Origin of the sequence: Metapseudomonas cellulosilytica (assembly GCF_049334135.1) — a bacterium.
Lineage (GTDB): Bacteria > Pseudomonadota > Gammaproteobacteria > Pseudomonadales > Pseudomonadaceae > Metapseudomonas.
In genome coordinates, this window is the sequence record NZ_JBHZGN010000013.1 from 114712 (window position 1) to 140671 (window position 25960).

24 protein-coding genes are annotated in these 25960 nt (G+C 65.9%); 11 read left to right on the top strand and 13 right to left on the bottom strand.

The genetic code is table 11. From position 1 onward, the window contains the following. Positions 1-148 precede the first annotated feature (148 nt). The 7 genes from ACFW0H_RS17830 to ACFW0H_RS17860 all read right to left on the bottom strand — a co-directional run bounded on the left by ACFW0H_RS17830 (position 149) and on the right by ACFW0H_RS17860 (position 5447). Positions 149-925: a MetQ/NlpA family ABC transporter substrate-binding protein gene (locus ACFW0H_RS17830; RefSeq protein ID WP_422915195.1), complete on the bottom strand. Its 777-nt coding sequence runs from the start codon at positions 923-925 to the stop codon at positions 149-151. 54 nt (positions 926-979) lie between these two features. Beyond that, on the bottom strand, positions 980-1645 hold the full coding sequence (locus tag ACFW0H_RS17835; protein ID WP_422915196.1) for a methionine ABC transporter permease: 666 nt from the start codon (positions 1643-1645) through the stop codon (positions 980-982). Next, a complete protein-coding gene (locus ACFW0H_RS17840) occupies positions 1645-2652 on the bottom strand; it encodes a methionine ABC transporter ATP-binding protein (protein WP_422915197.1) in 1008 nt (335 codons plus the stop codon). Before ACFW0H_RS17840 ends, ACFW0H_RS17835 begins: the two co-directional genes overlap by 1 nt. 164 nt (positions 2653-2816) lie before the next feature. Beyond that, positions 2817-3230, bottom strand: coding sequence for a hypothetical protein (locus ACFW0H_RS17845; RefSeq protein ID WP_422915198.1), 414 nt, complete (start codon positions 3228-3230; stop codon positions 2817-2819). A 141-nt stretch (positions 3231-3371) separates the two neighbouring features. Then, on the bottom strand, positions 3372-4157 hold the full coding sequence (gene znuB / locus ACFW0H_RS17850; protein WP_422915199.1) for a zinc ABC transporter permease subunit ZnuB: 786 nt from the start codon (positions 4155-4157) through the stop codon (positions 3372-3374). Continuing rightward, on the bottom strand, positions 4150-4950 hold the full coding sequence (gene znuC / locus ACFW0H_RS17855; protein WP_422915200.1) for a zinc ABC transporter ATP-binding protein ZnuC: 801 nt from the start codon (positions 4948-4950) through the stop codon (positions 4150-4152). Before znuC ends, znuB begins: the two co-directional genes overlap by 8 nt. Then, entirely contained in the window at positions 4947-5447 is a 501-nt protein-coding gene (locus ACFW0H_RS17860; RefSeq protein WP_422915201.1) for a Fur family transcriptional regulator, read from the bottom strand. Before ACFW0H_RS17860 ends, znuC begins: the two co-directional genes overlap by 4 nt. A 64-nt stretch (positions 5448-5511) precedes the next feature. Here ACFW0H_RS17860 and ACFW0H_RS17865 point away from each other — a divergent pair, with 64 nt between their 5' ends. The 3 genes from ACFW0H_RS17865 to ACFW0H_RS17875 all read left to right on the top strand — a co-directional run bounded on the left by ACFW0H_RS17865 (position 5512) and on the right by ACFW0H_RS17875 (position 9475). After that, positions 5512-6426, top strand: coding sequence for a zinc ABC transporter substrate-binding protein (locus tag ACFW0H_RS17865; RefSeq protein ID WP_422915202.1), 915 nt, complete (start codon positions 5512-5514; stop codon positions 6424-6426). Positions 6427-6624: 198 nt separating this feature from the next. Next, complete coding sequence (locus ACFW0H_RS17870) at positions 6625-8772, top strand: adenosylcobalamin-dependent ribonucleoside-diphosphate reductase (protein ID WP_422915203.1); 2148 nt, start codon at positions 6625-6627, stop codon at positions 8770-8772. Positions 8773-8788: 16 nt separating this feature from the next. Continuing rightward, positions 8789-9475, top strand: coding sequence for a TSCPD domain-containing protein (locus ACFW0H_RS17875; RefSeq protein ID WP_422915204.1), 687 nt, complete (start codon positions 8789-8791; stop codon positions 9473-9475). Positions 9476-9773: 298 nt separating this feature from the next. On the opposite strand, the gene ACFW0H_RS17880 is transcribed toward ACFW0H_RS17875, so the two are convergent. Then, a complete protein-coding gene (locus ACFW0H_RS17880) occupies positions 9774-10724 on the bottom strand; it encodes a homoserine kinase (protein WP_422915205.1) in 951 nt (316 codons plus the stop codon). Between the two features lie 30 nt (positions 10725-10754). After that, positions 10755-11036 (bottom strand): DUF2782 domain-containing protein, encoded by a 282-nt coding sequence (locus tag ACFW0H_RS17885; protein WP_422915206.1) that lies wholly within the window; start codon positions 11034-11036, stop codon positions 10755-10757. Positions 11037-11110: 74 nt separating this feature from the next. Between ACFW0H_RS17885 and polA the strand changes: the two genes are divergently transcribed. Continuing rightward, entirely contained in the window at positions 11111-13858 is a 2748-nt protein-coding gene (polA, locus tag ACFW0H_RS17890; RefSeq protein ID WP_422915207.1) for a DNA polymerase I, read from the top strand. Positions 13859-14135: 277 nt separating this feature from the next. Here the strand turns inward: polA and yihA are convergent, their stop codons facing one another. After that, a complete protein-coding gene (gene yihA, locus ACFW0H_RS17895; protein WP_422915208.1) occupies positions 14136-14777 on the bottom strand; it encodes a ribosome biogenesis GTP-binding protein YihA/YsxC in 642 nt (213 codons plus the stop codon). Positions 14778-14957: 180 nt separating this feature from the next. Between yihA and ACFW0H_RS17900 the strand changes: the two genes are divergently transcribed. The 5 genes from ACFW0H_RS17900 (at position 14958) to ACFW0H_RS17920 (ending at position 19458) form a co-directional block, all read left to right on the top strand. Then, a complete protein-coding gene (locus ACFW0H_RS17900) occupies positions 14958-15248 on the top strand; it encodes a c-type cytochrome (protein ID WP_422915249.1) in 291 nt (96 codons plus the stop codon). A gap of 51 nt (positions 15249-15299) precedes the next feature. After that, on the top strand, positions 15300-15905 hold the full coding sequence (locus tag ACFW0H_RS17905; RefSeq protein WP_422915209.1) for a c-type cytochrome: 606 nt from the start codon (positions 15300-15302) through the stop codon (positions 15903-15905). Positions 15906-16047: 142 nt separating this feature from the next. Next, entirely contained in the window at positions 16048-16680 is a 633-nt protein-coding gene (locus ACFW0H_RS17910) for a thiol:disulfide interchange protein DsbA/DsbL (RefSeq protein ID WP_422915210.1), read from the top strand. 16 nt (positions 16681-16696) lie between these two features. Further along, positions 16697-17572 carry an endonuclease/exonuclease/phosphatase family protein gene (locus ACFW0H_RS17915; protein ID WP_422915211.1) on the top strand — a complete coding sequence of 292 codons (876 nt, stop codon included), beginning with the start codon at positions 16697-16699 and terminating at the stop codon, positions 17570-17572. Then, positions 17569-19458 carry a diguanylate cyclase gene (locus tag ACFW0H_RS17920; RefSeq protein WP_422915212.1) on the top strand — a complete coding sequence of 630 codons (1890 nt, stop codon included), beginning with the start codon at positions 17569-17571 and terminating at the stop codon, positions 19456-19458. The genes ACFW0H_RS17915 and ACFW0H_RS17920 overlap by 4 nt, the downstream gene beginning before the upstream one ends. Before the next feature lie 6 nt (positions 19459-19464). Here ACFW0H_RS17920 and ACFW0H_RS17925 read toward each other — a convergent pair whose 3' ends face one another. Next, the gene (locus ACFW0H_RS17925; RefSeq protein WP_422915213.1) at positions 19465-20883 is read right to left on the bottom strand and encodes a DASH family cryptochrome; all 1419 of its coding nucleotides are present in this window, start codon (positions 20881-20883) and stop codon (positions 19465-19467) included. A gap of 273 nt (positions 20884-21156) precedes the next feature. Between ACFW0H_RS17925 and ACFW0H_RS17930 the strand changes: the two genes are divergently transcribed. Beyond that, complete coding sequence (locus ACFW0H_RS17930; protein WP_422915214.1) at positions 21157-21750, top strand: MarC family protein; 594 nt, start codon at positions 21157-21159, stop codon at positions 21748-21750. After that, positions 21747-22526 (top strand): N-acetylmuramoyl-L-alanine amidase, encoded by a 780-nt coding sequence (locus tag ACFW0H_RS17935; protein WP_422915215.1) that lies wholly within the window; start codon positions 21747-21749, stop codon positions 22524-22526. Before ACFW0H_RS17930 ends, ACFW0H_RS17935 begins: the two co-directional genes overlap by 4 nt. A gap of 163 nt (positions 22527-22689) precedes the next feature. Here the strand turns inward: ACFW0H_RS17935 and ACFW0H_RS17940 are convergent, their stop codons facing one another. After that, a complete protein-coding gene (locus ACFW0H_RS17940; RefSeq protein ID WP_422915216.1) occupies positions 22690-24465 on the bottom strand; it encodes a KinB sensor domain-containing domain in 1776 nt (591 codons plus the stop codon). Between the two features lie 14 nt (positions 24466-24479). Further along, the gene (gene algB, locus ACFW0H_RS17945; RefSeq protein ID WP_422915217.1) at positions 24480-25826 is read right to left on the bottom strand and encodes a sigma-54-dependent response regulator transcription factor AlgB; all 1347 of its coding nucleotides are present in this window, start codon (positions 25824-25826) and stop codon (positions 24480-24482) included. Positions 25827-25960: the final 134 nt, after the last annotated feature.

Genomic DNA, 25960 nt, shown 5'->3' on the forward strand with positions numbered 1-25960 from the left:
GCAGTCCATGCGGATGGTGGGCCCTGAGTCACCCCTCTCCTTGTGGGAGAGGGGCCGGGGGTGAGGGAAGGTTGGCCATGCAGGGATTTTCCAGCGCCCACAAAAAAGCCCGCTCACTGAGCGGGCTTTTTCATTCAACCGGATGCGCTCAGAACGCCGGCACCACGGCTCCCTTGTACTTCTCCTCGATGAACTTCTTCACCTCGGGGCTGTGCAGGGCGGCGGCCAGTTTCTGCATGTCGGCGCTGTTCTTGTTGTCCTCGCGGGCTACCAGGATGTTCACGTAGGGCGAGTCGGAGCCTTCGATCACCAGCGCATCCTTGGTAGGGTTCAGCTTGGCTTCCAGGGCGTAGTTGGTGTTGATCAGCGCCAGGTCCACCTGGTTCAGCACGCGCGGCAGGGTGGCGGCTTCCAGTTCACGGATCTTGATGCCCTTCGGATTCTCGACGATGTCCTTCGGGGTGGCGGTGATGCTGGTGTTGTCCTTCAGCTTGATCACGCCGGCCTTGTCCAGCAGCAGCAGGGCGCGGCCGCCGTTGGTGGCGTCGTTGGGGATGACCACCTGGGCGCCTTCGGGCAGCTCGGCCAGGGACTTCACCTTGCTGGAGTAGGCGCCGAAGGGCTCGACGTGCACGCCGGTCACGGATTCCAGCTTCACCTTGGTCTTGCGAGCCTTGTTGAACTCGTCGAGGTACGGCTGGTGCTGGAAGAAGTTGGCGTCCAGGCGGCCTTCGGCGACCTGCACGTTGGGCTGCACGTAGTCGGTGAAGACTTTCACCTGCAGGTCCACGCCTTCTTTGGCCAGCTGCGGCTTGATGAATTCGAGGATCTCCGCGTGGGGCACCGGGGTGGCGGCCACTTTCAGGGTGTCGGCCTGGGCGGAGAGGGCGGTCAGGGCGGCGAAGGCCACCAGCAGTTTTTTCATGAGCGGCTCCTTGTGGGAAGTCATCGGGCCGGCGCAACGGGCGCCGGCGCCAGGTCATTTACGGGAGAAGTGCACCACCAGCTTGTCGCCGACGGTTTGCAGGATCTGTACGAGCACTAGCAGCAGGACCACGGTGACCACCATCACGTCGGTCTGGAAGCGCTGGTAGCCGAAGCGGATGGCAAGGTCGCCGAGGCCGCCCGCGCCCACCACGCCGGCCATGGCGGTGTAGGACACCAGGGTGATGGCGGTGACGGTGATGGCGGCGAAGATGCCCGGCCGCGCTTCCGGCAGCAGGGCGTTCCAGATGATCTGGCCGGTGGTCGCACCCATCGCCTGGGTGGCTTCGAGGATGCCCCGGTCCACCTCGCGCAGCGCGGTTTCCACCAGGCGCGCGAAGAACGGCGTGGCACCCACCACCAGCGGCGGAATGGCCCCGGCGACGCCCAGGGAGGTGCCGGTGACGAACACGGTGAAGGGGATCATCACGATCAGCAGGATGATGAACGGCAGCGAGCGCAGCACGTTCACCACCAGCGACAGCAGGGCGTAAACGGCCTTCTGTTCGAACAACTGGCGCGGGCCGGTGAGGAAGAGCAGCACGCCGAGCGGCAGGCCCAGCAGCACCGTGAACAGCAGCGAGCCACCCAGCATCAGGAAGGTGTCGAGAGTGGCGAGCCAGATTTCGTACCAGTCGATATTGGCGAGCAGGGCGTCCATCAGCGCAGGATCTCCAGGTGCACGTCCGCCTCGCGGAAGCAGCCAAGCGCGGCGTCGATGTCGCCGCCAGTCAGGGCCAGGGTCAGTTGGCCGTAGGGGGTGTCCTTGATGCGGTCGATGCGTCCGGCGAGGATGCTGTAGTCCACCCCGGTCTGGCGCGCCACGGTGCCCAGCAGCGGGGCGTAGGTGGCTTCGCCACGGAAGGTCAGGCGCAGGATACGGCCGCTGACGTGGGCGAAGTCATCGTGCTGCTCGCCCTCGTCCACCTGCTCGTCTTCCAGCACGAAGCGCTGGGTAGTGGTGTGCTGCGGGTGCAAGAAGACATCCGCCACCGCGCCCTGCTCGACGATGACCCCGCCGTCCATCACGGCCACCCGGTCGCAGACGCGGCGGATCACGTCCATTTCGTGGGTGATGAGGACGATGGTGAGGTTCAGCTCGCGGTTGATCTCGGCCAGCAGTTGCAAAACCTGCGCAGTGGTCTGCGGGTCGAGGGCGCTGGTGGCCTCGTCGCAGAGCAGGATCTTCGGCTGGGTGGCCAGGGCGCGGGCGATGCCGACGCGCTGCTTCTGGCCGCCGGAGAGTTGCGCCGGGTACTTGCGGGCGTGGTCGCTGAGGCCGACGCGGGCCAGCAGTTCGCTGACGCGGCGATCGATCTCGGCGCGGGACAGTTCGCCAGCCAGCTTCAGCGGCAGAGCGACGTTCTCGGCCACGGTCTTGGACGCCAGCAGGTTGAAGTGCTGGAAGATCATCCCGACGCGCTGACGGAAGCGGCGCAGGTCTTCGCTGTCGAAGGCCGTGACGTCTTCGCCGTCGATGACGATGCGACCGCCGGTGGGCTCTTCGAGGCGGTTGATCAGGCGCAGCAGCGTGCTTTTGCCGGCGCCGGAGTGGCCGATCAGGCCGAACACTTCACCGCGCTGGATGGCGAGGTCGGTCGGCTGCAGGGCCGGGATTTCGCGGCCTTCGACGCGGTACGCCTTGTGGACGTTATGGAATTCGATCACTGCGGAAACCTTGTGGGCTCGTCGTTAGCCGGATCGGCTAAAAACCGGCAAGTTTACCTGTTGCCGTATAGGCGCAGAAAATCTTTCTGGACCTATGGCTATAGCATCAGGGAATAAGCGACAGACGGACTGCTGCCAGTCTAGACGCCGCCCGAGCGTTGCGTTCAGTGCACCAGTTGCGGTGCCTGGCTGTCTCCACGGGCCGTGTCGAGTGCGTCGTTCAACCCGGTGGTCAGGGCCGGGGCCCGGGGCATCAGGCTGCGAGCGTGGCTCAGGGCCTTGGTGGCGTGGTCCAGGTCGCCTTGCTGCAGGGCGGCCTGGCCGCGCTTCAGCCAGGTATCGGCCAGCTGGCGCTGGTATTGCTCCAGTCGGCGATCGCCGATGGCACGCTCTTCCAGGCTCTTGAGATGGCCCTCGGCCTCGTTGAGCTTGCCTTCGGCGAGTTCCCGGTCGAGTTGATGGAAGCCGCCGGCCAACTCGTCCGTTGGCACTTTGGCCGCTTGCTGGGCGGTCTGGCAGGCGGCCAGCAGCAGGGAAAAGGCGACAACAGGCAGGCAACGAGTGGCGAACAACTTCATTCCGTTGGGTCTCTGATTGCTCAAAAAACGCGCGAGTCTACACGGGCGGGGCCGTCAGGACAAAAAAGCAGGGCAAATCGGACGCCGAGATGGCAGTTCCGGAGGCATCCCGAGGGCGGCCGGCGTCCCGGCCGCACCCCGTCAGGTGCGCCGTGGCAGGGCAAAGCTGAAGAGGAACAGGCTGGCGGCGGAGACCACGATGGACGGGCCCGCCGGGGTGTCCTTGTACCAGGACAGCGCCAGGCCGGCGCAAACCGCCACCAGCCCCAGCAGGCTGGCGCCCAGGGCCATCTGCTCCGGGCTGCGGGCATGGCGCTGGGCGGCGGCCGCCGGGATGATCAGCAGGGATGTGATCAGCAGCACGCCGACAATCTTCATGGCCACGGCAATCACCACGGCGATCAGCAGCATCAGGGCGAGGCGGATGGCCGCCACCGGCAGGCCCTCGACCCGCGCCAATTCCTCGTGGACGGTGATCGCCAGCAACGGCCGCCACATGGGGATCAGCACCAGCAGCACCAGGGCGCTGCCGCCGAGGATCCAGGCCAGGTCGGTGCGGCTCACGGCCAGCAGGTCACCGAACAGGTAGCCCATCAGGTCGATGCGCACCTCGCTCATGAAGCTCAGCACCACCAGGCCGAGGGACAGGGTGCTGTGGGCGAGGATGCCCAGCAGGGTGTCGGAGGCCAGCGGCTGGCGCTGTTGCAGGGTCACCAGCAGCACGGCGAGCAGCACGCAGCCGACGGTCACCGCGAGGGTCGGGCTGACGTCCAGCATCAGGCCGAGGGCCACGCCGAGCAGCGCGGCGTGGGACAGCGTGTCGCCGAAATAGGCCATACGCCGCCAGACCACGAAGGAGCCGAGGGGGCCGGCCACCAGGGCCAGGGCGAGGCCGGCGAGCAGAGCGTTGAGCAGGAAATCAGCCATGGTTGCAGTCGGGGCCGTGCTTGTGGACGGGAGTGAAACGGGTACCGCTGGGGAAGGGGGTCTTCACCACTTCGCCATGCAGGTCGTGGGCATGGTCGTGGTGGTGGTGGTAGACGGCCAGGCTCCTGGCGTCCTGGCCGAACAGCTCGACGAAGGCCGGATCGCCGCTGACCTGTTCCGGGTGACCGGAGCAGCACACATGGCGGTTCAGGCAGACCACCTGGTCGGTGGCGCTCATCACCAGGTGGAGATCGTGGGAAACCATCAGCACACCGCAACCGTGGCGGTCACGCAGGCGGCTGATCAGGCGGTAGAGCTCGGCCTGGCCTGCGACGTCGACGCCCTGCACCGGTTCGTCCAGCACCAGCAGTTCGGGCTCGCGCAGCAGGGCGCGGGCCAGCAGCACCCGCTGCAGCTCGCCGCCCGAGATGTTCTGCAGCGGGCTGTCGATCACCTGGGCGGCGCCCACTTCGTCCAGCGCGGCGAGTGCGGCCTTGCGATCGACGCCGGGCACCAGGCGCAGGAAACGCAGCACGGTGAGCGGCAAGGTGACGTCCACCTGGAGCTTCTGTGGCATGTAGCCGATGTGCAGGCGCGGCTTGCGCCATACCTCGCCGCTGTCGGGCTTGAGCAGGCCGAGTACGGTGCGCACCAGGGTGGTCTTGCCGGCGCCGTTGGGGCCGATCAGGGTGACGATCTCCCCGGCCTTCACTTCCAGGCGCACATCCTGCAGCACCGGCTGGCCGGCGAAGTCGACGCCGACCTTTTCGAGGCGGATCAGCGCATCGCTCATGCCGCCACCTGGCAACTGGCGCAGAGGCCGACGATTTCCACGGTCTGGCCTTCGACGACGAAACCCACGGACTTCGCGCTCTCGACTATGGCCTGGCTGATGCTCGCCTGCTCCAGCTCGATGGCGGTCTGGCAGTTGCGGCAAATGAGGAACTGACCCTGGTGCGCTTCACCCGGATGGTTGCAGCCGACGAAGGCGTTGAGCGAGGCGATGCGGTGCACCAGGCCGTTCTCCAGGAGGAAATCCAGGGCACGATAAACGGTGGGTGGCGCGGCCCGGCGGCCGTCTTCCTCGGTCAGCACGCCAAGGATGTCGTAGGCGCCGAGCGGCTTGTGGCTCTGCCAGACCAGTTCCAGCACGCGCTTGCGCAGGGCGGTCAGGCGCAGGCCCTGGCGGCTGCAGATGGCATCGGCCTCGGCGAGGGCGTTGGACACGCAGTGGGAATGGTCGTGGGGGCGACAGGCCAGGGGGGCTTTTGCACTGATCGGCTTGAGCATGGCGGCGGCGACGTCTGGAGAAAGAGACGTTATTCTATAACTCTTTTCCCGCCGAGTGTGTGCCGTGTTCCGTCTATTCGTCTCCCTGTTCCTCAGTGCCTGCGCCCTGTCGGCCCAGGCCGACGTGCGCCTGCTGACCAGCATCAAGCCGCTGCAACTGATCGCCGCCGCCGTTCAGGACGGCGCCGGTCAGCCCGATGTACTGCTGCCCCCGGGCGCTTCACCCCACCAGTACGCCCTGCGCCCGTCGGATGTGCGCCGGGTGCGCGAGGCGGACCTGTTCTACTGGATCGGCCCCGGCCTGGAGGGCTTCCTGCCCCGCGTTTTGCAGGGACGCGACAAGCCCAGCGTGGCATTGCAGGACGAGCCCGGCCTGACGCTGCGCCACTTCGAGGCGCTGCACGACGAGCACGACGGCGAGCATGACGAACACGAGCACGATCATGACCATCGCCCTGGCTCCCTGGACGCCCACCTCTGGCTGCTGCCGGCCAATGCCCGGGTGATCGCTTCGCGCATGGCCGCCGACCTGGCCGCTGCCGATCCGGCCAACGCCGCCCGCTACCAGGCCAACCTGAAGGCCTTCGAGGGTCGTCTCGACTTGCTTGATGCCAAGCTCAAGGCGCGCATGGCCGGCGTTGCCGGCAAGCCCTTCTTCGTCTTCCACGAGGCCTTCGACTACTTCGAGGCGGCCTACGGCCTGCGCCACTCTGGCGTGTTCAGCGTCGCCAGCGAAGTGCAGCCCGGTGCCCGCCATGTCGCCGCCATGCGCGAACGGCTGCAGAAGGCCGGCCCCAGTTGCGTATTCAGCGAGCCGCCGGTGCGTCCGCGACTGGCCGACACCCTCACCAGCGGCCTGCAGGTACGCCTCGCCGAGTTGGACGCCCTGGGCACGAACGCGCCGGTGGCCGCCAATGGCTACGAGACCCTGTTGCAGAACCTGGGCGATGGCCTGGCGGGGTGCCTGGAAGCGCTTTGATTCGCGAGTGAATTCGCTCCCACTAGCGCAGGTGCAGGGCTTGGCGCGGACTGCTCCCCTCTCCTCTTCAGGGAGAGGGGTTGGGGGAGAGGGTTGCCTGCTAAGGTGAGAGAGGGGCCGCGGGCCGCCTTGATGTGGATCAGCGGCCGGTATTCGTGGTCAGACTAGTCTGGACTCTTCATCGACGGAGGGCGGCGGATGGCCAGGACGGGGACACCCAAGCAGGTCCAGGGCAGCCACGGCATCGCCTTGCAGGCGGCGTCGGAGGACATCTGGGACAGCAAGTACCGGCTCAAGCACAAGGACGGCACCCCCATCGACCTGACCCCGGACGCCACCTGGCAGCGCGTGGCCCGCGCCCTGTCCGAGGTGGAAGCCGATGCCGCGGCCCGCGAACACTGGTACGAACGCTTCCTCTGGGCCCTGCGCAACGGCGCGGTGCCCGCCGGGCGGATCATCTCCAATGCCGGCGCCCAGGACTTCAAGCCCGCTACCTCGACCATCAACTGCACGGTTTCCGGCACCATCCGCGATTCCATGGACGACATCCTCGGCAAGGTCCATGAAGCCGGGCTCACCCTCAAGGCCGGTTGCGGCATCGGCTACGAATTCAGCACCCTGCGCCCGCATGGCGCTTACGTCTCCGGGGCGGGGGCGCAAACCAGCGGGCCGCTGTCCTTCATGGATATCTACGACAAGATGTGCTTCACCGTAAGCTCCGCCGGCGGTCGCCGCGGCGCGCAGATGGGCACCTTCGACGTCTGCCACCCGGACGTGCGCGAGTTCATTCGCGCCAAGCGCGAGGATGGCCGCCTGCGCCAGTTCAACCTCAGCCTGCTGGTCAGCGACGCCTTCATGCATGCGGTGGAGAACGACACCGAATGGCCGTTGCTCTACCCGGTGCACCCCAAGGAGCGGGACGAGCTGGACTTCCATGACTCGACCCAGGTGATCTGGCGCGATTGGCCGCTGCACGACGGCTACTTCACCCGCGAGGATGGCCTGGTGGCCTGCAAGGTCTACGGGCGCGTCCAGGCCCGGCACCTGTGGGACATGATCATGGTCTCCACCTACGACTTCGCCGAACCCGGCTTCATCCTCATCGACCGGGTCAACGAGCTGAACAACAACTGGTGGTGCGAGGCGATCCGCGCGACCAATCCCTGCGGCGAGCAGCCCCTGCCGCCCTATGGTTCCTGCCTGCTCGGCTCGATCAACCTCACCGCCTTCGTCGAGGAACCCTTCAGCGAGGACGCGCATTTCGACTGGGAGCGCTTCCGCTCCGTGGTGCGGGTATTCACCCGGATGCTCGACAACGTCGTGGAGATCAACGGCCTGCCGCTGGCGCAGCAGCGCGAGGAAATCCTCGGCAAACGCCGCCACGGCATGGGCTTCCTCGGCCTGGGGTCGGCCCTGGCACTGCTGCGGCTGCGCTATGGCAGTCCCGAGGCCTGCGTGTTCACCGAAGAGGTGGCGCGGGAAATGGCCCTGGCTGGCTGGCAGGTCGCGCTGGAACTGGCCAGGGAGAAAGGTCCCGCGCCCATCCTGCTGCCGGATTACGAGGTGACCGCCGCGATGCTGCGCAAGCGCCCGGAGATGGTGGACGACGGCTACAAGGTCGGCGACCGGGTGCCCGGGCGCATCCTCCACGCCCGCTATTCCCGCTACATGCAGCGGATCGCCGAACACGCTCCGGAACTGGTGGCCGAACTGGCCGAGGTGGGCGCGCGCTTCACCCACCACAGCTCCATCGCCCCCACTGGCACCATCAGCCTGAGCCTGGCCAACAACGCCTCCAATGGCATCGAGCCGAGCTACGCCCACCAGTATTCGCGCAACCTGATCCGCCCCGGGCGCAAGACCAAGGAAAAGATCGACGTGTGCAGTTACGAGCTGCTGGCCTATCGCGCCCTGGTCAACAGCCGGGCACGGCCGGATGCCGAACACCCGGCCCAGCGATTGCCGGACTACTTCGTCAGCGCCGACGACATCAGCCCCGCCGAACATGTGGACATGCAGGCGGCGGCGCAGAAGTGGATCGACTCGTCCATCTCCAAGACCGCCAATGTCCCCACCGATTTCCCCTTCGAGGATTTCAAGGACATCTACCTGCGCGCCTGGCACCAGGGCCTCAAGGGCTGCACCACCTTCCGCTTCAACCCGGCGGCCTTCCAGGGTGTGCTGGTGAAGGATGCGGACCTGGCCAGGACGGTCTACCGGTTCGAGCTGGAGGACGGCACCCTGGTGGAGCTGCGCGGCAACGAAGAGGTGGAATACGACGGTGAAGTGCATACCGCCGCCAACCTGTTCGAGGCGCTGAAGGAAGGCTATTACGGCAAGTACTGAACGAGCGGAGGCCGTCATGACCCTGAGGATCGAGAAGAAGATCAAGGGCTTCAGCCTGGTGGACCTGGACCAGGAGAAGGCCCGCAAGGCCGCCGAGGAAGCGGCCGCCGTGGTGCAGATGGACGAGACCCTGCAGCGTCCGGAAACCCTGGTCGGCGCTACCTACAAGATCAAGTCGCCACTGTTCGAGCACGCGCTCTACGTGACCATCAACGACATCGTGCTGAACCCCGGCACCGCCTTCGAGCAGCGCCGGCCCTTCGAGATCTTCATCAACTCCAAGGGCATGGAGCACTTCCAGTGGATTGTCGCCCTCACCCGCATCATGTCGGCGGTATTCCGCAAGGGCGGCGACTGCACCTTCCTGGTCGAAGAGCTGAAGGCGGTGTTCGACCCTCGCGGCGGTTACCTCAAGCGTGGCGGGGTGTACATGCCGTCACTGGTGGCCGAGATCGGCGCCGTGCTGGAACGCCACCTGGTGGCCATCGGCCTGATGGAAGGCCAGAAGCTGGACGAGGAGCACAAGCTCTACCTGGCCGAGAAACGCGCCGCCTACGAAGCCAGTCTCGGCACCTCCACCGCCGAGCCCGGCGAAGGCTTCCCGGCCGGCGCCCAGCTCTGCGGCAAGTGCAATACCCAGGCGGTGGTGCAGATGGATGGCTGCGCGACGTGCCTCAACTGCGGGCATTCGAAATGTGGGTGAGCCCGCATGCAACGCATGCGTTGCAAAGGGCGAACGACCGGCCATGGATGGCCGGGCCGGGGTTGAACTTGAGCAGATAAGTCACGACAGGGATGTCTGCTGTGGGTTCGATCTTTACACCGATCGAGCATGCGTTGCCCCGGCGAACGACCGGCCATGGATGGCCGGGCCGGGGACCTTGTAGGGGCGAATTCATTTGCCAAGCAGGCCGAAGGTCTGCCCCTGGAGGTTCATGGGGCAGCTGCGCTGCCCTTGGCGAATGAATTCGCCCCTACAGGTTAGTGCCCCTGGCGAAGCCTCAGAGCGCAAACGGCAACGGCAGATCGACCTGCTGCCGCTGCGCCAACCTCACCTGGAACACATTGGGGTCGTGGATCAGCACATCCTGCCCGGCGAAGGCATTGGCGGCGATCAGCCGTGACAGCCAGAAACGCACGCACGCGATGCGCAGCGCGGTGGGCCAGAGTTCGGCCTCGGCGGCGGTGAAAGGGCGCAGTGCGCAATAGGCCCCGAGCAGGGCGCGGGCGAGCTGGGGGTCGAGGCGACCGTCGGCGTCCGAGCACCAGTCGTTCAGGCAGATGGCCAGGTCGTAGAGCATCGGTCCCGAGCAGGCGTTGTAGAAGTCGATCACCCCGGACAGGTGGGTGCCGTCGAACAGCACGTTGTCCTTGAACAGGTCGGCGTGCAGGTTGGCCCGCGGCAGGGCAAGGAAGCGCGCCTTGAGCTCACCGATCTCCTTCAGTGCATCGCGTAGCAACGGCAGCGCGGCGTCGTTCAGTTGCAGGGCCAGGGACGGGCCTTCGTTGAGCATCCAGTCCAGGCCACGGTCGCTCTTGCGCTCCAGTACCCGGTTGCGGGTGGCCAGGTGCAGGCGCGCCAGCAGGCCGCCGACTTCGGCGCAGTGGTGGGCGTTGGGCTGGTGCACGTGCTTGCCCGGCAGGCGCGGCTGCAACAGCGCGGGTTTGCCCGCCAGCTCGCGCAGGGCTTCGCCGCCTTCGGTGCGCAAGGCGTAGGGCACCGGCAGGTCGGCATCGTGGAGCACGTCGAGCAGTTCGATGAAGAACGGCAGGTCGTGGCTGGGACCGCGCTCCACCAGGGTCAGCACATATTCACCCTGTTCCAGGCTGACGAAGAAGTTGCTGTTCTCGGAGCCTTCGGCAATACCCTGGAAATCCTTCAGCCGGCCAAGCCCGTAAGGGGCCAGGAAAACTTCCAGTTCCGGACGTTCGAGTGGGGTGAATACAGACATTGGACTACCTTGTTACGGGGTTTCTTGGCGCTACCAGCTGAAGATTTCCCAGGCCGGGATCAGCATGTCGGGATAATCCGAGCGAACGAAGTTGTTATCGCCGTCGGCACGGACGAGGAAGTATGGCTTGCCACCCTTGGGCGTCACCTTGATGGCGTAGAGGATGCCATTGACGCGGTATTCCTGGATGGTCTTGTCGCCTTCCTGGCGAATGGTGACGTCCGGTTCCGCGGACGGCTCGTCTGCGGCGAAAGTGGCGACCGGGGCGACTGCCAGCAGGCTGGCCAGCAAAAGGCGGTTCAGTGCGCGCATGGTAACCTTGTCCCTTCTTGTCAATGATCGGTCCATTCTACTTCGGGTCCGGTGAATAAAGGTTGATTTCACGCATGAGCCAAGCCCCCCTCGTCCTGGTGGACGGATCCTCCTATCTGTACCGAGCTTTCCACGCCCTGCCGCCGCTGACCACATCAGCCGGCCTGCCAACGGGCGCGGTCAAAGGCGTGCTGAACATGCTCAAGAGTCTGCGCCGGCAGTACCCGGACAGCCCCTTCGCGGTGGTTTTCGACGCCAAGGGCGGCACCTTCCGCGACGAGATGTTCGCCGAATACAAGGCGAACCGCCCCTCGATGCCGGACGAGCTGCGGGTGCAGGTGGAGCCGTTGCACGCCAGCGTGCGTGCCCTCGGCCTGCCGCTGCTGTGCGTGGAGGGCGTGGAAGCGGACGACGTGATCGGCACCCTGGCCCGGCAGAGTGCGGCGGGCGGCCGCCCGGTGGTGATCTCCACCGGCGACAAGGATATGGCGCAGTTGGTCGACGGGCACATTACGCTGGTGAACACCATGACCGGTAGCACGCTGGACGTGGATGGCGTGAAGGAGAAATTCGGTGTCGGTCCTGAACTCATCATCGACTACCTGGCGCTGATGGGGGACAAGGTGGACAACATTCCCGGCGTGCCCGGCGTCGGCGAGAAGACCGCCCTCGGCCTGCTCACTGGCGTGGGCGGCGGTCTCGATGTGCTCTATGCCAGCCTCGACAAGGTGCCGGAGTTGCCGATCCGCGGCGCCAAGGGCCTACCGGCCAAGCTCGAAGAGCACAAGGACATGGCCTACCTGTCCTACAAGCTGGCCACCATCAAGTGTGACGTTGAGCTGAACGTCGAGATCGATGCCCTGCACCCCGGCGAGCCGGACCGCGATGCCCTGGCCGAGCTGTACAAGACTCTGGAATTCAAGACCTGGCTGGACGACCTGCAGCGTCAGGCGAAGTCCGGCGGTGAGCAGCTGGCGCTGGAAGAGGCGCCGGCCGCGAAAGCGGAAGCGCGTTACGACGTCGTCCTCGAACAGGCCCAGTTCGACGCCTGGCTGAAGAAGCTGGAAGCCGCTCCACTGTTCGCCTTCGACACCGAGACCACCAGCCTCGACGCCCAGCAGGCGCAGGTGGTGGGCGTGTCCTTCGCGGTGGAAGCCGGCGAGGCGGCCTACGTGCCCCTGGCCCACAGCTACATGGGTGTGCCGCAGCAGCTGGACCGCGATGCGGTGCTCAAGGCCCTCAAGCCGCTGCTGGAAGACCCGAAAAAGGCCAAGGTTGGCCAGCACGCCAAATACGATATGAACGTCCTGGCCAATGCCTCGACGCCCATTGCCGTGCAGGGCATCGCCTTCGATACCATGCTCGAGTCCTATGTGCTCGATGCCACGGCTACTCGCCACGACATGGACAGCCTGGCCCTCAAGTACCTGGGTCATAGCACCATCCGTTTCGAGGACATCGCCGGGAAAGGCGCCAAGCAGCTGACCTTCGACCAGATCGCCCTCGAACAGGCCGGCCCCTACGCGGCCGAGGATGCCGACGTCACCCTGCGCCTGCACCAGACGCTGTGGCAGAAGCTCGAAGCCATCCCCTCCCTGGCCAGGGTCCTGAAGGACATCGAGATGCCCCTGGTGCCGGTGCTGGCGCGCATCGAACGCAACGGCGCCTTCGTCGACGGCAAGCTGCTGGGCCAGCAGAGCCTGGAGCTGGGCGAGAAAATGGTGGAGCTGGAGCGCCAGGCCTATGACCTGGCCGGGCAGGAGTTCAACCTCGGCTCGCCCAAGCAGCTCGGCGCCATCCTCTATGAAAAGCTCGGCCTGCCGGTGTTGGCCAAGACCGCCACGGGGCAGCCCTCCACCGCGGAGAGCGTGCTCGCCGACCTGGCCGAGCAGGACTACGAACTGCCCAAGGTGATCATGCAGTACCGCTCCCTGAGCAAGCTCAAGAGCACTTACACCGACAAGCTGCCGGAGCAGATCAACCCGCGCACCGGGCGTATCCACACCTCCTATCACCAGGCGGTGGCGGCCACCGGGCGGCTGTCGTCCACCGACCCGAACCTGCAGAACATTCCGATCCGCACCGCCGAGGGCCGGCGCATCCGCCAGGCCTTCGTCGCGCCCAAGGGCTACAAGCTGCTGGCGGCGGACTACTCGCAGATCGAGCTGCGCATCATGGCCCACCTGGCCAAGGATGAAGGCTTGCTGGATGCCTTCCGCCACGACCGCGACGTGCACCGCGCCACCGCCGCCGAGGTTTTCGGTGTGCCTCTGGAGGAAGTCAGTGCCAACCAGCGCCGCAGCGCCAAGGCGATCAACTTCGGCCTGATCTACGGCATGAGCGCCTTCGGCCTGGCCAAGCAGATCGGCGTCGAGCGCAAGGAGGCCCAGGCCTACATCGACCGTTACTTCGCCCGTTACCCCGGCGTGCTGGCCTACATGGAGTCCACCCGTGCCAAGGCCGCCGAGCAGGGCTACGTCGAAACCCTGTTCGGGCGCCGCCTGTACTTGCCGGAAATCCATTCGAAGAACCAGGCCATGCGCAAGGGCGCCGAGCGCACCGCGATCAACGCGCCGATGCAGGGCACCGCGGCGGACATCATGAAGCGCGCCATGGTGGCGGTGGACGACTGGCTGCAGGAGAGCGGCCTGGATGCCCGCGTGATCCTCCAGGTGCACGACGAACTGGTGCTGGAGGTGCGCGAGGACCTGGTGGAACAGGTGTCCGAGCAGATTCGCCCACGCATGAGCGGCGCCGCCGAGCTGGATGTGCCGTTGGTGGTGGAAGTGGGCGTGGGCAACAACTGGGACGAGGCGCACTGAGTGCGTCCTCGGGCTGGGCATCTGTATCAGGGGTGATACAGATGCTTAGTTCCTGATCGAATAAACAGAATTTTCTAATAGCTAACTGTTTTGGATGTCAGTCTGAACTTTCTGCGAGGCGGTGGAGTCACACAACTGAATGGCTGGTGAAGCCTTTCGATGCTCCTTTTGCTGTGTTTAGTGTTGGCAGATATCTGGACCCCGCCCTAGCGGTTCAGACTTAGACCCCGAACTTCCCCCTCCCCATACGAAGTCCGGGGTTTTTTTTGCCCGGAATTCAGGCTTCGGCCTCGTCTTCTTCCTGCTCCAGTTGCAGCCAGTGCGCCAGCACGGCATGGGCTTCCTCGATGCCCTGGCGCTTGGGTGCCGAGAACAGCTGGATGCTCACGCCCTCGCCCCAACCCTTGCGAATCTCCTGGCGCACCTTGAGCAGGGCGTTCTTCGCCGCGCCGAAGGCCAGCTTGTCAGCCTTGGTCAGCAGGATGTGCAGGGGCATGTTGCCGGCGCTGGACCAGTCCAGCATCAGGCGGTCGAAATCGGTCAGCGGATGGCGGATGTCCATCAGCAGCACCAGGCCCGCGAGGCTCTCGCGGCTGCTGAGGTAGGCCTCCAGGTGGTGCTGCCAGTGCTGCTTGAGGGGGATCGGCACCTTGGCGTAGCCGTAGCCCGGCAGGTCCACCAGGCGGCGTTCTTCGTCCAGGGAGAAGAAGTTCAGCAGCTGGGTGCGTCCCGGGGTCTTGGAGGTGCGCGCCAGGTTGGCGTGGGTCAGGGTGTTCAGCGCGCTCGACTTGCCGGCGTTGGAACGCCCGGCGAATGCCACTTCCAGGCCGGTATCCGGCGGGCACTGGTCGACCTTGGCGGCACTGATGAGGAAGCGGGCCTGTTGGCACAGACCGAGGATGGGGTTCTTCAATGACATGGGGAATCCAGACGGGGGTGCGACGCGGTGTCGCAGAGGGCGGTTTCGTTTCCGTTTATGCATTGCCAGTATATAATGCCGCAGATTTAGTGTGCGCTTTATCCCCGAGGGTTCTAAGTGTCCACGGCAAAGACCGACGCACAGCAGAACGCGCGGCGATGCCCTCCCGATGAGGTGATCATGAAAAAAATACTGCTCGTCGCGTGCCTTGCTGCGATGCCCTTCGTCGTGCAGGCTGCCCAGGATCCGGAAGCGATCTTCAACCGGGCTTGCGGTGCCTGTCACAATGGCCAGCTGCCGATGGCGCCGAAGAAAGGCGACAAGGCTGCCTGGGAACCGCGCCTGGCCAAGGGCATGGACCATCTTGTGCAGAGCGTCACCAATGGTTTCAACGCCATGCCGCCGAAAGGCATGTGCATGGATTGCAGTGCCGAGGACTACAAGGCCGTCATCCAGTGGATGAGCCAATAAAGTAGCCCGGTGCATAACACCTTTACCCTTTAGCCGTAGTTGGATTAGCTGATGAACAAAGTAATCGTGAGTCTGCTGTTGACCCTGGGCATCACCGGCATGGCCCACGCCGCCGGCGACGCCAAGGCTGGCCAGGCCAAAGCCGCCGTGTGCGGTGCCTGCCACGGTCCGGATGGCAACAGTGCCGCCCCGAACTTCCCGAAACTGGCTGGCCAGGGCGAGCGCTACCTGCTCAAGCAGATGAAGGACATCAAGGCCGGTAACCGTACCGTGCTGGAAATGACCGGCCTGCTGACCAACATCAGCGACGAAGACCTGGCTGACATCGCCGCCTACTTCTCAAGCCAGAAAGGCAGCGTCGGCGCCGCCGATCCGAAGCTGGTGGCGCGTGGTGAAGCGCTGTTCCGCGGCGGCAAGCTGGATCAGGGCATGCCTGCCTGCACCGGCTGCCATTCCCCTGACGGTTCCGGCAACCCCGCTGCCGGTTTCCCGCACCTGGGCGGCCAGCATGCCCAGTACGTGACCAAGCAGCTCACCGATTTCCGTGAAGGCAACCGCACCAACGATGGCGACACTCAGGTCATGCGCTCCGTCGCTGCGAAGCTGAGCAACAAGGACATCGAAGCGGTTTCCAGCTACATCCAGGGCCTGCACTGAGGTCCGTTGTCCGGAAGCTGAACAAGGGTGGCCCAGGCCACCCTTTTTCGTTCCCAGGCCCGCTACAATGGCCGGAACCCGCCGCCTCGCCACAGGTCGAATCATGGCCGTCGCGGCGCCATTACCCGTCAAGGAGTGAAGCATGCGTAACCTGATCCTTTCCGCCGTTCTTGCCGGCGCCAGCCTGCTGGGCATGGGCGCCGTCCAGGCTGACGACATCGAGGCTGGCAAGCAGTACGTCGAGCTGAGCAGCCCGGTTCCGGTGTCCGTACCCGGCAAGATCGAGGTGGTGGAGCTGTTCTGGTACGGCTGCCCGCACTGCTACCAGTTCGAGCCGACCCTCAATCCCTGGACCGAGAAGCTGCCTGAAGACGTGAACTTCGTGCGCATTCCCGCCATGTTCGGCGGCCTGTGGAACGTTCACGGCCAGCTGTTCATCACCCTGGAAAGCATGAAGGTCGAGCACCAGGTGCACAAAGCCGTGTTCGACGCCATCCACAAGGACGGCAAGAAGCTCGCTACCCCCGAGGAAATGGCCGAGTTCCTCGCCACCCAGGGCGTCGACAAGGATGCCTTCCTCAAGGCCTACAACTCCTTCGCTGTGAAAGGCCAGATGGAAAAGGCCAAGAAACTGGCAATGGCCTACCAGATCACCGGCGTACCGACCCTGGTGGTCAACGGCAAGTACCGCTTCGACATCAGCTCCTCGGGTGGCCCGGAGCAGACCCTCAAGGTGGCCGAGCACCTGATCGAGAAGGAGCGCGCCGCGAAATAAGCGGCGCATTCGCCCGATGCTGAGACGCTGGGTGAGTGAACGGGCGGCCAGCTCGTGCGCTGCACGGGTGAACCCCAATAGCGACAAGGGCGGGCTGCCCGCCGATGGTCGCCTGCGTCTGCTCAGCTTCAATATCCAGGTCGGCATCAGCACCGAGCGCTACCACCACTACCTGACCCGTGGCTGGCAGCACCTGCTGCCGCACACGGGCCGCGCCGGAAACCTCCAGCGCATTGGCGACCTGCTCGGCGACTACGACCTGGTCGCCCTGCAGGAGGCCGACGGCGGCAGCATCCGCTCCGGTTACATCAACCAGGTCGAACACCTCGCCCAACTCGGCGACTTTCCCTACTGGTACCAGCAGCTCAACCGCAATCTAGGGCGCCTCGCCCAGCACAGCAACGGCCTGCTCAGCCGCCTGCAGCCCAGCCTGCTGGAAGACCACCCGCTGCCCGGCCCGCCCGGACGTGGCGCGATTCTCATGCGCTTCGGCAAGGGGCGCGACGCGCTGGCCGTGGTGATGATGCACCTCTCCCTTGGCGCCCGTACCCGTACCCGCCAGTTGGCCTACATCCGCGAGCTGGTCGGTAGCTACGGCCACGTGGTGCTGATGGGGGACATGAACACCCATGCCAATGACCTGCTGGAGCGCTCGCCCCTGCGCGACCTCGGCCTGCTGGCGCCCCAGGTGGAAGCCACCTTTCCCAGCTGGCGGCCGCAGCGCTGCCTTGATCACATCCTGCTCAGCCCCAGCCTGACACTGGAGCGGGTGGCCGTACTCAGCCAGCCCATTTCCGATCACCTGCCGGTGGCGGTGGATATCCGCTTGCCCGATGCACTGCGAGCCAACCTTCCGGCCATCAGTGAAGCCCAGCGCGGAATCCCTGCATGAGCGAAGACGCCCAGCGCTGGAAGGCCAAGTACCTGGAAAGCCTCGAGCAGCAGGAGAAGCTGGAAAAGCGCTGGGACGCCCGCCTCGACCTGTTGCGCCGAGGCCTGGTGCGCAGCTCGCTGGCGGCCGAGGGGTCTGACAAGGCGGTCGACCAGTGCATGCAGGAGCTGCGCGAGATCATTCGCGGCGAGCAGATCGACGCTGGCCTCTCGGCGCTGATCCCGCGCCTGGAGAAGGCCGTACTGGACTCCGAACATCGCCGCCAGCAGCGCGTAGAGCAAAACGTCAGCGCGCTCGCCGGGATTGCCGGTCGCCTGCTCGATCTCGATGTGCCGCGAGACGTGCGCAAGAGCCTCAGGCAGTTCGTCAAACGCATCGACGAGCGTGCGCGCCAGTCCCGGGAGCTGCCGGCGCTGCTGGCCGAACTCGGTGTGCTCCAGGGCCAGGCCTTGCAGTCCCTGGCCAACGACGAAACGGCGGTCGCCAAGCCTGGGTTGCTGCAGCGCCTGTTCGGTGGTGGCCATGACGGGGCGCCTGCCGACGCGCCACCCATGTCACCCATCGCGCCTACCGTGGCCATGCCGGAGCCGCAGGCCCAGCCCGGGGTGGTTCCACCCGCGCCCGCCTTGCACGAAACGCCCCTTTCCGAGCCCGCTGGGCCCGGCCCTGCGCGGACTCGTACCTTCTCCGGCAGTCTCCTCGACAGCCTGCCCCTGGCGGCTTCCCTGATCATCGGCGAAGGCGACCCCGCCTATGCCCTGCCCGCCTCGCCCGAGCCCGGCTATAGCGCCATCGCGCCCCATGTCGCCGACAGCCTGCGTTCGCTGATCGACGAGCTGGATCTGCCCGAGTACCACCAGTCCCAGGCCGACTCGCTGCGCCGGCGCTTGCAAGGCGGACTCAACTGGTACGAACTGGTGCCGGTGCTGGATGACCTGGGTGTGCTGGTGCTGGCGGTGACCGATAACGGCCAGCGCCAGTTCGCCGTCTACCTCAAGGCACTCAATCAGCGGCTGGCACTCTTCATCGAACACCTCGGTGCGGCCCAGGCTGGCCATGCCGAGTCGCGGGACAGTGCCCGGGCCCTGGACGATCAGTTGCGTGAGCAGGTCAGCGGCCTGCAAGCCAGTGTGCAGGACGCCACCGACCTCGACGACTTGAGGCGGGGTCTCGAGCAGCGCCTGGACGGCCTGCTCGCCACCATGGAGCGTTACCAGCAGCAACGGTCTGTCCGTGAAAGGGAAGTCGGCGAGCGTCTGCAGGCGCTGATGACGCGAGTGGCGGCCATGGAAGAAGAGGCCAAGGGCTTCCAGGACAACCTCGAGGCCCAGCGCCAGAAAGCCCTGCAGGACCCCCTCACCGGCCTGCCAAACCGCGCCGCGTGGAACGAGAGGTTGGCGATCGAGCTGGCCCGGCAGCAACGCTACGGCGGCGAACTGCTCCTGGCGGTGATCGATATCGATCACTTCAAGCGGGTCAACGACAGCTTCGGCCACCTGGCCGGGGACAAGGTGCTGAAGATCATCGCCGGCGAACTCGGCAGGCGCCTGCGCAAGACCGATTTCATCGCCCGCTTCGGTGGCGAGGAGTTCGTCCTGTTGCTGCCTTCCACCGCCATCGAAGGTGGCCTGCAACTGTTGGAGAACCTGCGTGCGGGGATCGAAGCCTGCCCCTTTCACTTCAAGGGCGAGCGGGTTGGCATCACCCTCTCGGCCGGACTCACCGCCCTGTTCGCCGACGAGCCTGGCGATGCCGCCTTCCAGCGCGCCGACCAGGCCCTCTACCGGGCCAAGCACCATGGGCGTAACCGGGTCGAGCTGGCCGCATCGCAACGTTCAGTCGGGCGCAGCGAGCCCGATCCGCAGGGCGTGGCTCAATCAGGCTAGACCGACTCAGGCTGCACTCGAGATATAGGGCTTCCAGTTGTCCGGGATGTTTTCCAGGCGCGGGTAATCCAGCCCGGCGAACTGCAGCTCGTTGAGCATGAAGGGCGTGTGCCGCTGTTCCACCGGCAGGCCGCGCAGCTCCGGCAGCCAGAGGCTGACGTAGGCGGCGTCCGGATCGTATTGGCGGGCCTGGCGCAGGACGTTGAAGGCTCGCGCACGGCTTGGGTTGGAGGCGACGCCGGCCAGGTAGGCCCAGTTGCCCCAGTTGCTCCCCGGGTCGTAGTCCAGCAGGTGTTCCTCGAACCAGGCCGCGCCGTAGCGCCAGTCCTGCTGCAGATCGTTCACCAGATAGCTGGCCACCACCTGGCGGCCGCGGCTGGACATCCAGCCGGTCATCACCAGTTCGCGCATGTTGGCGTCCACCAGTGGCATGCCGGTGCGTCCGTTGCACCAGTGCAGGTAGCGCTCGTCGAGATTGCGCGGGGCCCGCGAAGTGGCCTTGAGGCCATCCGCGCGGAACAGGGCGCTGCCATAGCGCAGCAGGGTCCAGCGGAAGAATTCGCGCCAGAGCAGCTCGACCCACAGCTGCTGGGTGGAGTCGTCGCGGCCATGCTGACCGTCCAGTCGGTGCAGTTCGGCAGCGACCCGGCGTGGCGAAAGGCTGCCGTTGGCCAGCCAGGGTGAGAGCTTCGAGGAATACTCGCTGCCGATCATGCCATTGCGGGTTTCCTGGTACTGGCGCACGCCCTGGGTATCCCACAGGTAGTCACGCAGTCGGGCCAGCGCCGCCGGTTCGCCGCCGGCAAAGGGGAAGGCCGTGGTCGGCACGCCCAACGGCTCGCCCAGGCCCAGGCGGGACAGCGTCGGCAAGGCCTCCATCAGCGCGGCCGCACCGCTCGGCAATGGCGGAAGGGTGTGGGGCACGGGGCGCGGCTGGAATATGTGCAGGCGCTCGTCCACCAGCTCGCGGAACTGGTTGAACACCGATGGCAGGTCGTTCAGCGGCCGTGGCAGTTCATCTTCACGCAGCAGATTGTTGCCCTGGAGTTCGGTCAGCGGCACGTCCAGGGCCTGGCGGACGCGACGCAACTCGGCGCGCTCGTAGGGCGCCATTTCATCCAGGGTGAACACCTCGTCCAGGTCCAGGTGCTCCACCAGCGTGGGGATCACCAGTTCGGCATGACCCTGTACCACCATCAGCCGCGAGCCGTGCTGACGCAGGCCCGCGTCGAGAGCGGCCAGGCTTTCCAGGAGGAAGCGCGCGCGGTGTACGCCCAGCCGCCGGGGGCCGAGGGGCGACGGACGAAGCAGGGTCGGATCGAAGACATACAGCGGCAACACGCGATCGGCCTGCACCGCCGCCTGCAGAGCCGGGTGATCGTCGAGTCTGAGATCCTGCTTCAACCAGAGCAGCGCGCGGCGCATGGTGGTCTTCCTCGGCGGGAGGCTGTCCGTTTCCTACAACATTATCTGCAGCCCAATCAGTTCACCTCGCCGTTCATCCCGGCCTGAAGGCCCCATGTCCGATTGCCATGCTGGCTGGCCCCGCGGAACCAGCCGCGTATAATCCGCGCCCCTTTCCGGTCCGAGGCCGTAGGAAGAATCTGCAACAGGTTCGCTGCCCTCCTCCGCGCCTGTGCGCAGACGCCAAGGCCGCCGGCCATTACACTTCTGCCCATTGGTTGAGGGGAGCACCTCATGGAAATCCTAGGCATTGCCGTTCTGATCTTTCTGGTCACCGACCCCTTCGGCAACATCGCCATCTTCATCGCCGCGCTCAAGGGCGTGTCGCCGGAGCGGCGCCTGCGGGTGGCGCTGCGTGAGCTGCTGTTCGCCTTGGCCCTGCTCCTGCTGTTCCTCACCTTCGGTGACAAGATCCTCAGCGGCCTGGGCCTGTCCCGCGAGTCCATCGCCATCGCCGGCGGCATCATCCTGTTCATCATCGCCCTGCGGCTGATCTTTCCCCGCCCGGAAGGCGTGCTTGGCGACCTGCCCGGCGGCGAACCCATGCTGGTGCCGCTCGCCACCCCGGCAGTAGCCGGCCCCTCGGCGCTGGCGGTGCTGATGACGCTTCGCAACACCCACCAGGGTGAGCTTTGGGAGCTCTATGTCGCGGTCGTGCTGGCCTGGGCCTGTACCGCGCTAATCCTGCTGCAGGCCGCCTTCCTGCAACGATTCCTCGGTGACCGTGGCCTGATGGCCGTGGAGCGCCTGACCGGCATGCTGCTGATCATGCTCAGCGTCGACATGCTGCTCGACAACCTGCAAAGCGTCCTCCACCTGAACCCATGAAGAACCTGCTCCTCGGCTTCGCCCTCATCTTCCTCGGCGGCTGTGCCGGCGGCCTGCTCATCGACGACAGCCACCGCTCGGTGAGCCAGAGCAGCCGCGTGCAGTACGTGGTGCTGCACTACACCTCCACCGATTCGGAGAGCTCCCTTCGCCTGCTGACCCGCGATGGCGTCAGCAGCCACTACCTGATCGCCGACGACCCGGCGAAGATCTATCGCCTGGTGGACGAGAACCGTCGCGCCTGGCACGCCGGCGAGAGCGAATGGAAGGGGCGTACCTGGCTGAACGCCAGCACCATAGGCATCGAACTGGTCAACGAGGGGTATAGCGATGGTCCCGGCGGTCGGGTCTACCAGCCCTACAGCGAGGCGCAGATCGACGCCTTGATCCTGCTGCTGAAGGACATCGTCCAGCGCCACAACCTGCCGCTCGGCAGCATCATCGGCCATAGCGACGTCGCCCCCCAGCGCAAGGTCGACCCGGGCCCCCTCTTCCCCTGGAAACGCCTCGCCGATGCCGGCCTGGTGCCCTGGCCCGATGCCCGCGCCGTGGCGCGCGAGCAAGCGCGCTTCGCCGTGGCCTTGCCCACTATCGGCTGGTTCCAGCAGCAACTGGCGCGCCAGGGCTACACCACGCCGCAGACCGGCGTGCTGGACAAGGCCACCCGCAACGTCATCGCCGCCTTCCAGATGAAATATCGCCAGCGCCTCTACGACGGCCAGCCCGATGCCGAGACCGCCGCCCTGCTGCTGGTGCTCAATGGGATGCGGCACTGACGCGCGAGCGATGAACCCGTCCGTTGCAGGGACTTCTTTTCTGTAGGGGCGAATTCATTCGCCAAGGGCAGCGCAGCTGCCCCCTGACGCTTTGCAGGGCAGACCTTCGGCCTGCTTGGCGAATGAATTCGCCCCTACAAGGAAGGGTCAGGCCCTTCTGTGATCACACCGGCAACGTCATATAGAACTGCGACCCCTGCCCCGGCCGGGAATAGAGGCCGATGCGCCCGCCATGGAGCTGCACGATCTCCTTGCACAGGGCCAGGCCAAGTCCGGCGCCGCCCTTGCGGTGGCCGATCTGGACGAAGGGCTCGAAGATCCTCGCCTGCTGGCTGTAGGGCACGCCGTCGCCCTCGTCGGTGACGCTCAACAGCAACCGCTCTCCGTGGCGCCGGGCCTGCAGGCGGATATGGCCGCCGTCCGGGCTGTGGCGGATGGCGTTGCCCACCAGGTTGTCCAGCACCCGCTCGATCTGCAGGCGGTCCAGCGCCACCCGTGGCAGGGGGGGCTGCAGCTCCAGCTCGATCGCGATGCCCCGCTCCGCGACCTGGGCGCCGTAGCGCTGGCGCAGCTGCGCCAGCAGATCCTCGATGTCGCAGGGCTCGCGCTCCAGCGCCTGCACGCCGCTCTGGTAGCGGGAGAAGTCCAGCAGGTCGTTGATCAGGCGCACCAGTCGCTGCATTTCCTCGTCCACGGTCCTCAGCAGGTCGCCCTCACGGCTCGCGGGGTCGAAATGCAGGCGTTCGTTGAGCAGGCCGAAGGCCATCTGCATGCCGGTGACCGGCGTGCGTAATTCGTGGGATGCGCGCAGCACGAACTCGTTGCGTACCCGCTCGAAGAGGCGGGCCTCGGTGACATCGCGCAAGACCATCACGCCGCCCAGCAGGCGGCCCTCATCCAGCACCACCGGCGTCAGCCACCAGCTCAACAGGCGTTGCTCGCCATCGGCGTCCACCACCAGGTCTTCGGGTTCGTCCTCCAGCGGCTCGCCGCGCAGGACCCGCTGCGCCAGCTCCTCCAGTTCCGGGTGGCCGAGGGCGCGCGTAAGCGATTGGCCGCTGGGTAATTCCTCCCAGGACAGTTGTCGCTGGGCCACCGGATTGACGTGTTGCACGCGGCCCTGGCGGTCGAGGATCAACAGGCCGTCGTCGATGCTGTCGAGCACTGCCTTGAGCCGCCGCTGCTCGGCCAGCAGTTTTTCGATGTTGGTTTCCTTGAGCAGGCGCAGGGCCTCTGTCATCAGGCCGAAGCGGCGGATCAGCGCGGTCATCTCGTTTATCGGCGAGAGCGGCAGGGTGACCTGGAAATCCCCGCGGCTCACCTGGTCGGCTGCCTTGGCCAGGGCGTCGATGGGCTCCCCGAAGCGCTGGGCGATACCCTGGGCGGTGACGAAACCGATCAGCAGCACCGCCACGCCGAGCAGCCCCAGCAGGCTGGCGATCAGCAGCGCGCGGTTGCGCGCCGCGCCGCTGGCCCCTCCCACCACGTTCAGGGAGTGACGCTGCAGTTCCACCATGCGGGTACTCAGGACGTCCATTGAGTGGCTGAAGTTGTCGTCGTCCAGAAGACCCATGCGCACGCTCGCGGGCTGGCGCACCGCATCGAGGAAGGTCTGGTAGGAGGCGGCGATTTTCTGGAATTGCTCACGGGTCTGGGTGTCCGCCGCCGAGTTCATGCCATCCTCCAGGGCGCTGAGGAATTGCTGCTGCGACGCCTGCAGCGCCGGCACGTCCAGTTCCTTGCCCATCAGGTTGACGATCTGGTCACCCAGGTGCTGGCGCAGGCGCAGGCTGATATCGATGGTGGCGAAGGAGCGGTCGATCAGATGCTCCTGGGAACCGGCCATCTGCATCACACCGACCAGTCCCAGTAGCACGCCTACCAGGGCGACGGTGATCAGTGCGGAGATGCTCAGGAACAGCCGTGTGCGCAATCGCATGGCCGCTGCACCGTTCAGAGCCCGTAGAGCTTGCGTTTGCGGTAGAGGGTGGAGGAGTCGATGCCGAGGGTCCGGGCCGCCTGGTCCAGGGTATCGCTACTGGCCAGCACCCCGGCGATGTGCGCCCGCTCGAGTTCTTCCAGGCTCAGCGGCCCGCCTACCCGCGGCGCGTTGGTGGTGGGTGCCGCGCCCAGCCCCAGGTGACTGACTTCGACCATCTCCTGGTTGCAGATGATGCTGGCGCGTTCGACCACATTGCGCAGTTCCCGCACGTTGCCCGGCCAGCGGTAGCCCAGCAGCGCCGCCGTCGCCTCTTCGCTGAAGGCGCGCGCGGGCCGCCCGTAATCGCCGACGAAAAGGGCCAGGAAGCGCTCGGCGAGGCCGAGGATGTCTTCGTGGCGTTCCCGCAGGGGCGGCAGGTTCAGGGCGATCACGTTGATGCGGTAGAGCAGGTCCTCGCGGAAGCGCCCCTCGCGGACCATCTCGTCCAGGTCCAGGTTGGTCGCGGCGAGGATGCGCACGTCGGCACGCCGCGTCACCGGGTCGCCCACCCGCTCGTACTCCTTGTCCTGGATGAAGCGCAGCAGCTTGGACTGCAGGCTCAGGGGGAAGTCGCCGATCTCGTCGAGGAACAGGGTGCCGCCGTCCGCCTGGCTGACCCGGCCCAGGGTGTTCTCGCTGGCGCCGGTGAAGGCACCGCGGTTGTGTCCGAACAGTTCGCTCTCCATCAGTTCGGCGGAAAGCGAGGGACAGTTGATGGTGACGAAGGGCTTCTTCGCCCGCTTGCTCCAGCCATGGATGGCCCGGGTCAGTTCGCCCTTGCCGGTGCCGGATTCGCCGAGGATGAGGATGTTGGCATCGGTGCCGGCAACCTGCCGGGCGGTTTCCAGTACGGCCATCATGGCCGGGCTGTGGGAATCCAGGCCGTCGCCGCCACGGCGCACTTCGCCCTCCAGGGCCTCCAGGCGGGCGGTGAGCTGGCGCACTTCCAGTTGTTTGGTCGCGGCCATGCGCAGCTGGTCCGGACTGCAGGGCTTGACCAGGTAATCAGCCGCGCCCGCCTGCATGGCATCCACTGCGGTATCCACCGCCGAATGCGCGGTGACGATCACCACCCGCATCCAGGGCGCCTGTACGCGCATCTGCGCGAGTACGTCGAGGCCGTTGTCCTCGCCCAGGCGCAGGTCGAGGAAGCAGAGGTCGAACACCTGCCGCTGCAGGATCGCGTCGGCCTGGGCCGCGCTGCCGGCCGTGGCAACGCTGTAACCCTCGTCCTCCAGGCAGTAGCGGAAGGTGCGCAGGATGGCGGCTTCGTCATCCACCAACAGGATTCTTCCCTGGTTCTCGGTTACCTGTTCCATGCTCTCACTCCATTTCCGAGTCATAGAAAGTTAGTCCAAGAAATATCGTGCAAGTTGCACGCGCTTTTCCTACATGCCTTGCAGCATGCAAGTGTAGGAAGTTCCCAGAAAAAGACTAACCGCGTGATATCCAA

Excerpts from the sequence above, each read along its gene's own strand:
- ACFW0H_RS17900 (WP_422915249.1), top strand. The coding sequence starts at position 14,958 with ATGAAAAAAATACTGCTCGTCGCGTGCCTTGCTGCGATGCCCTTCGTC.
- ACFW0H_RS17870 (WP_422915203.1), top strand. The coding sequence starts at position 6,625 with ATGGCCAGGACGGGGACACCCAAGCAGGTCCAGGGCAGCCACGGCATC.
- ACFW0H_RS17910 (WP_422915210.1), top strand. The coding sequence starts at position 16,048 with ATGCGTAACCTGATCCTTTCCGCCGTTCTTGCCGGCGCCAGCCTGCTG.
- ACFW0H_RS17875 (WP_422915204.1), top strand. The coding sequence starts at position 8,789 with ATGACCCTGAGGATCGAGAAGAAGATCAAGGGCTTCAGCCTGGTGGAC.
- ACFW0H_RS17935 (WP_422915215.1), top strand. The coding sequence starts at position 21,747 with ATGAAGAACCTGCTCCTCGGCTTCGCCCTCATCTTCCTCGGCGGCTGT.
- ACFW0H_RS17920 (WP_422915212.1), top strand. The coding sequence starts at position 17,569 with ATGAGCGAAGACGCCCAGCGCTGGAAGGCCAAGTACCTGGAAAGCCTC.
- ACFW0H_RS17915 (WP_422915211.1), top strand. The coding sequence starts at position 16,697 with ATGCTGAGACGCTGGGTGAGTGAACGGGCGGCCAGCTCGTGCGCTGCA.
- polA (WP_422915207.1), top strand. The coding sequence starts at position 11,111 with ATGAGCCAAGCCCCCCTCGTCCTGGTGGACGGATCCTCCTATCTGTAC.
- ACFW0H_RS17925 (WP_422915213.1), bottom strand. The coding sequence starts at position 20,883 with ATGCGCCGCGCGCTGCTCTGGTTGAAGCAGGATCTCAGACTCGACGAT.
- ACFW0H_RS17880 (WP_422915205.1), bottom strand. The coding sequence starts at position 10,724 with ATGTCTGTATTCACCCCACTCGAACGTCCGGAACTGGAAGTTTTCCTG.
- ACFW0H_RS17830 (WP_422915195.1), bottom strand. The coding sequence starts at position 925 with ATGAAAAAACTGCTGGTGGCCTTCGCCGCCCTGACCGCCCTCTCCGCC.
- ACFW0H_RS17860 (WP_422915201.1), bottom strand. The coding sequence starts at position 5,447 with ATGCTCAAGCCGATCAGTGCAAAAGCCCCCCTGGCCTGTCGCCCCCAC.
- ACFW0H_RS17930 (WP_422915214.1), top strand. The coding sequence starts at position 21,157 with ATGGAAATCCTAGGCATTGCCGTTCTGATCTTTCTGGTCACCGACCCC.
- algB (WP_422915217.1), bottom strand. The coding sequence starts at position 25,826 with ATGGAACAGGTAACCGAGAACCAGGGAAGAATCCTGTTGGTGGATGAC.
- yihA (WP_422915208.1), bottom strand. The coding sequence starts at position 14,777 with ATGTCATTGAAGAACCCCATCCTCGGTCTGTGCCAACAGGCCCGCTTC.
- ACFW0H_RS17940 (WP_422915216.1), bottom strand. The coding sequence starts at position 24,465 with ATGCGATTGCGCACACGGCTGTTCCTGAGCATCTCCGCACTGATCACC.
- ACFW0H_RS17845 (WP_422915198.1), bottom strand. The coding sequence starts at position 3,230 with ATGAAGTTGTTCGCCACTCGTTGCCTGCCTGTTGTCGCCTTTTCCCTG.
- ACFW0H_RS17905 (WP_422915209.1), top strand. The coding sequence starts at position 15,300 with ATGAACAAAGTAATCGTGAGTCTGCTGTTGACCCTGGGCATCACCGGC.
- znuB (WP_422915199.1), bottom strand. The coding sequence starts at position 4,157 with ATGGCTGATTTCCTGCTCAACGCTCTGCTCGCCGGCCTCGCCCTGGCC.
- ACFW0H_RS17835 (WP_422915196.1), bottom strand. The coding sequence starts at position 1,645 with ATGGACGCCCTGCTCGCCAATATCGACTGGTACGAAATCTGGCTCGCC.
- ACFW0H_RS17885 (WP_422915206.1), bottom strand. The coding sequence starts at position 11,036 with ATGCGCGCACTGAACCGCCTTTTGCTGGCCAGCCTGCTGGCAGTCGCC.
- znuC (WP_422915200.1), bottom strand. The coding sequence starts at position 4,950 with ATGAGCGATGCGCTGATCCGCCTCGAAAAGGTCGGCGTCGACTTCGCC.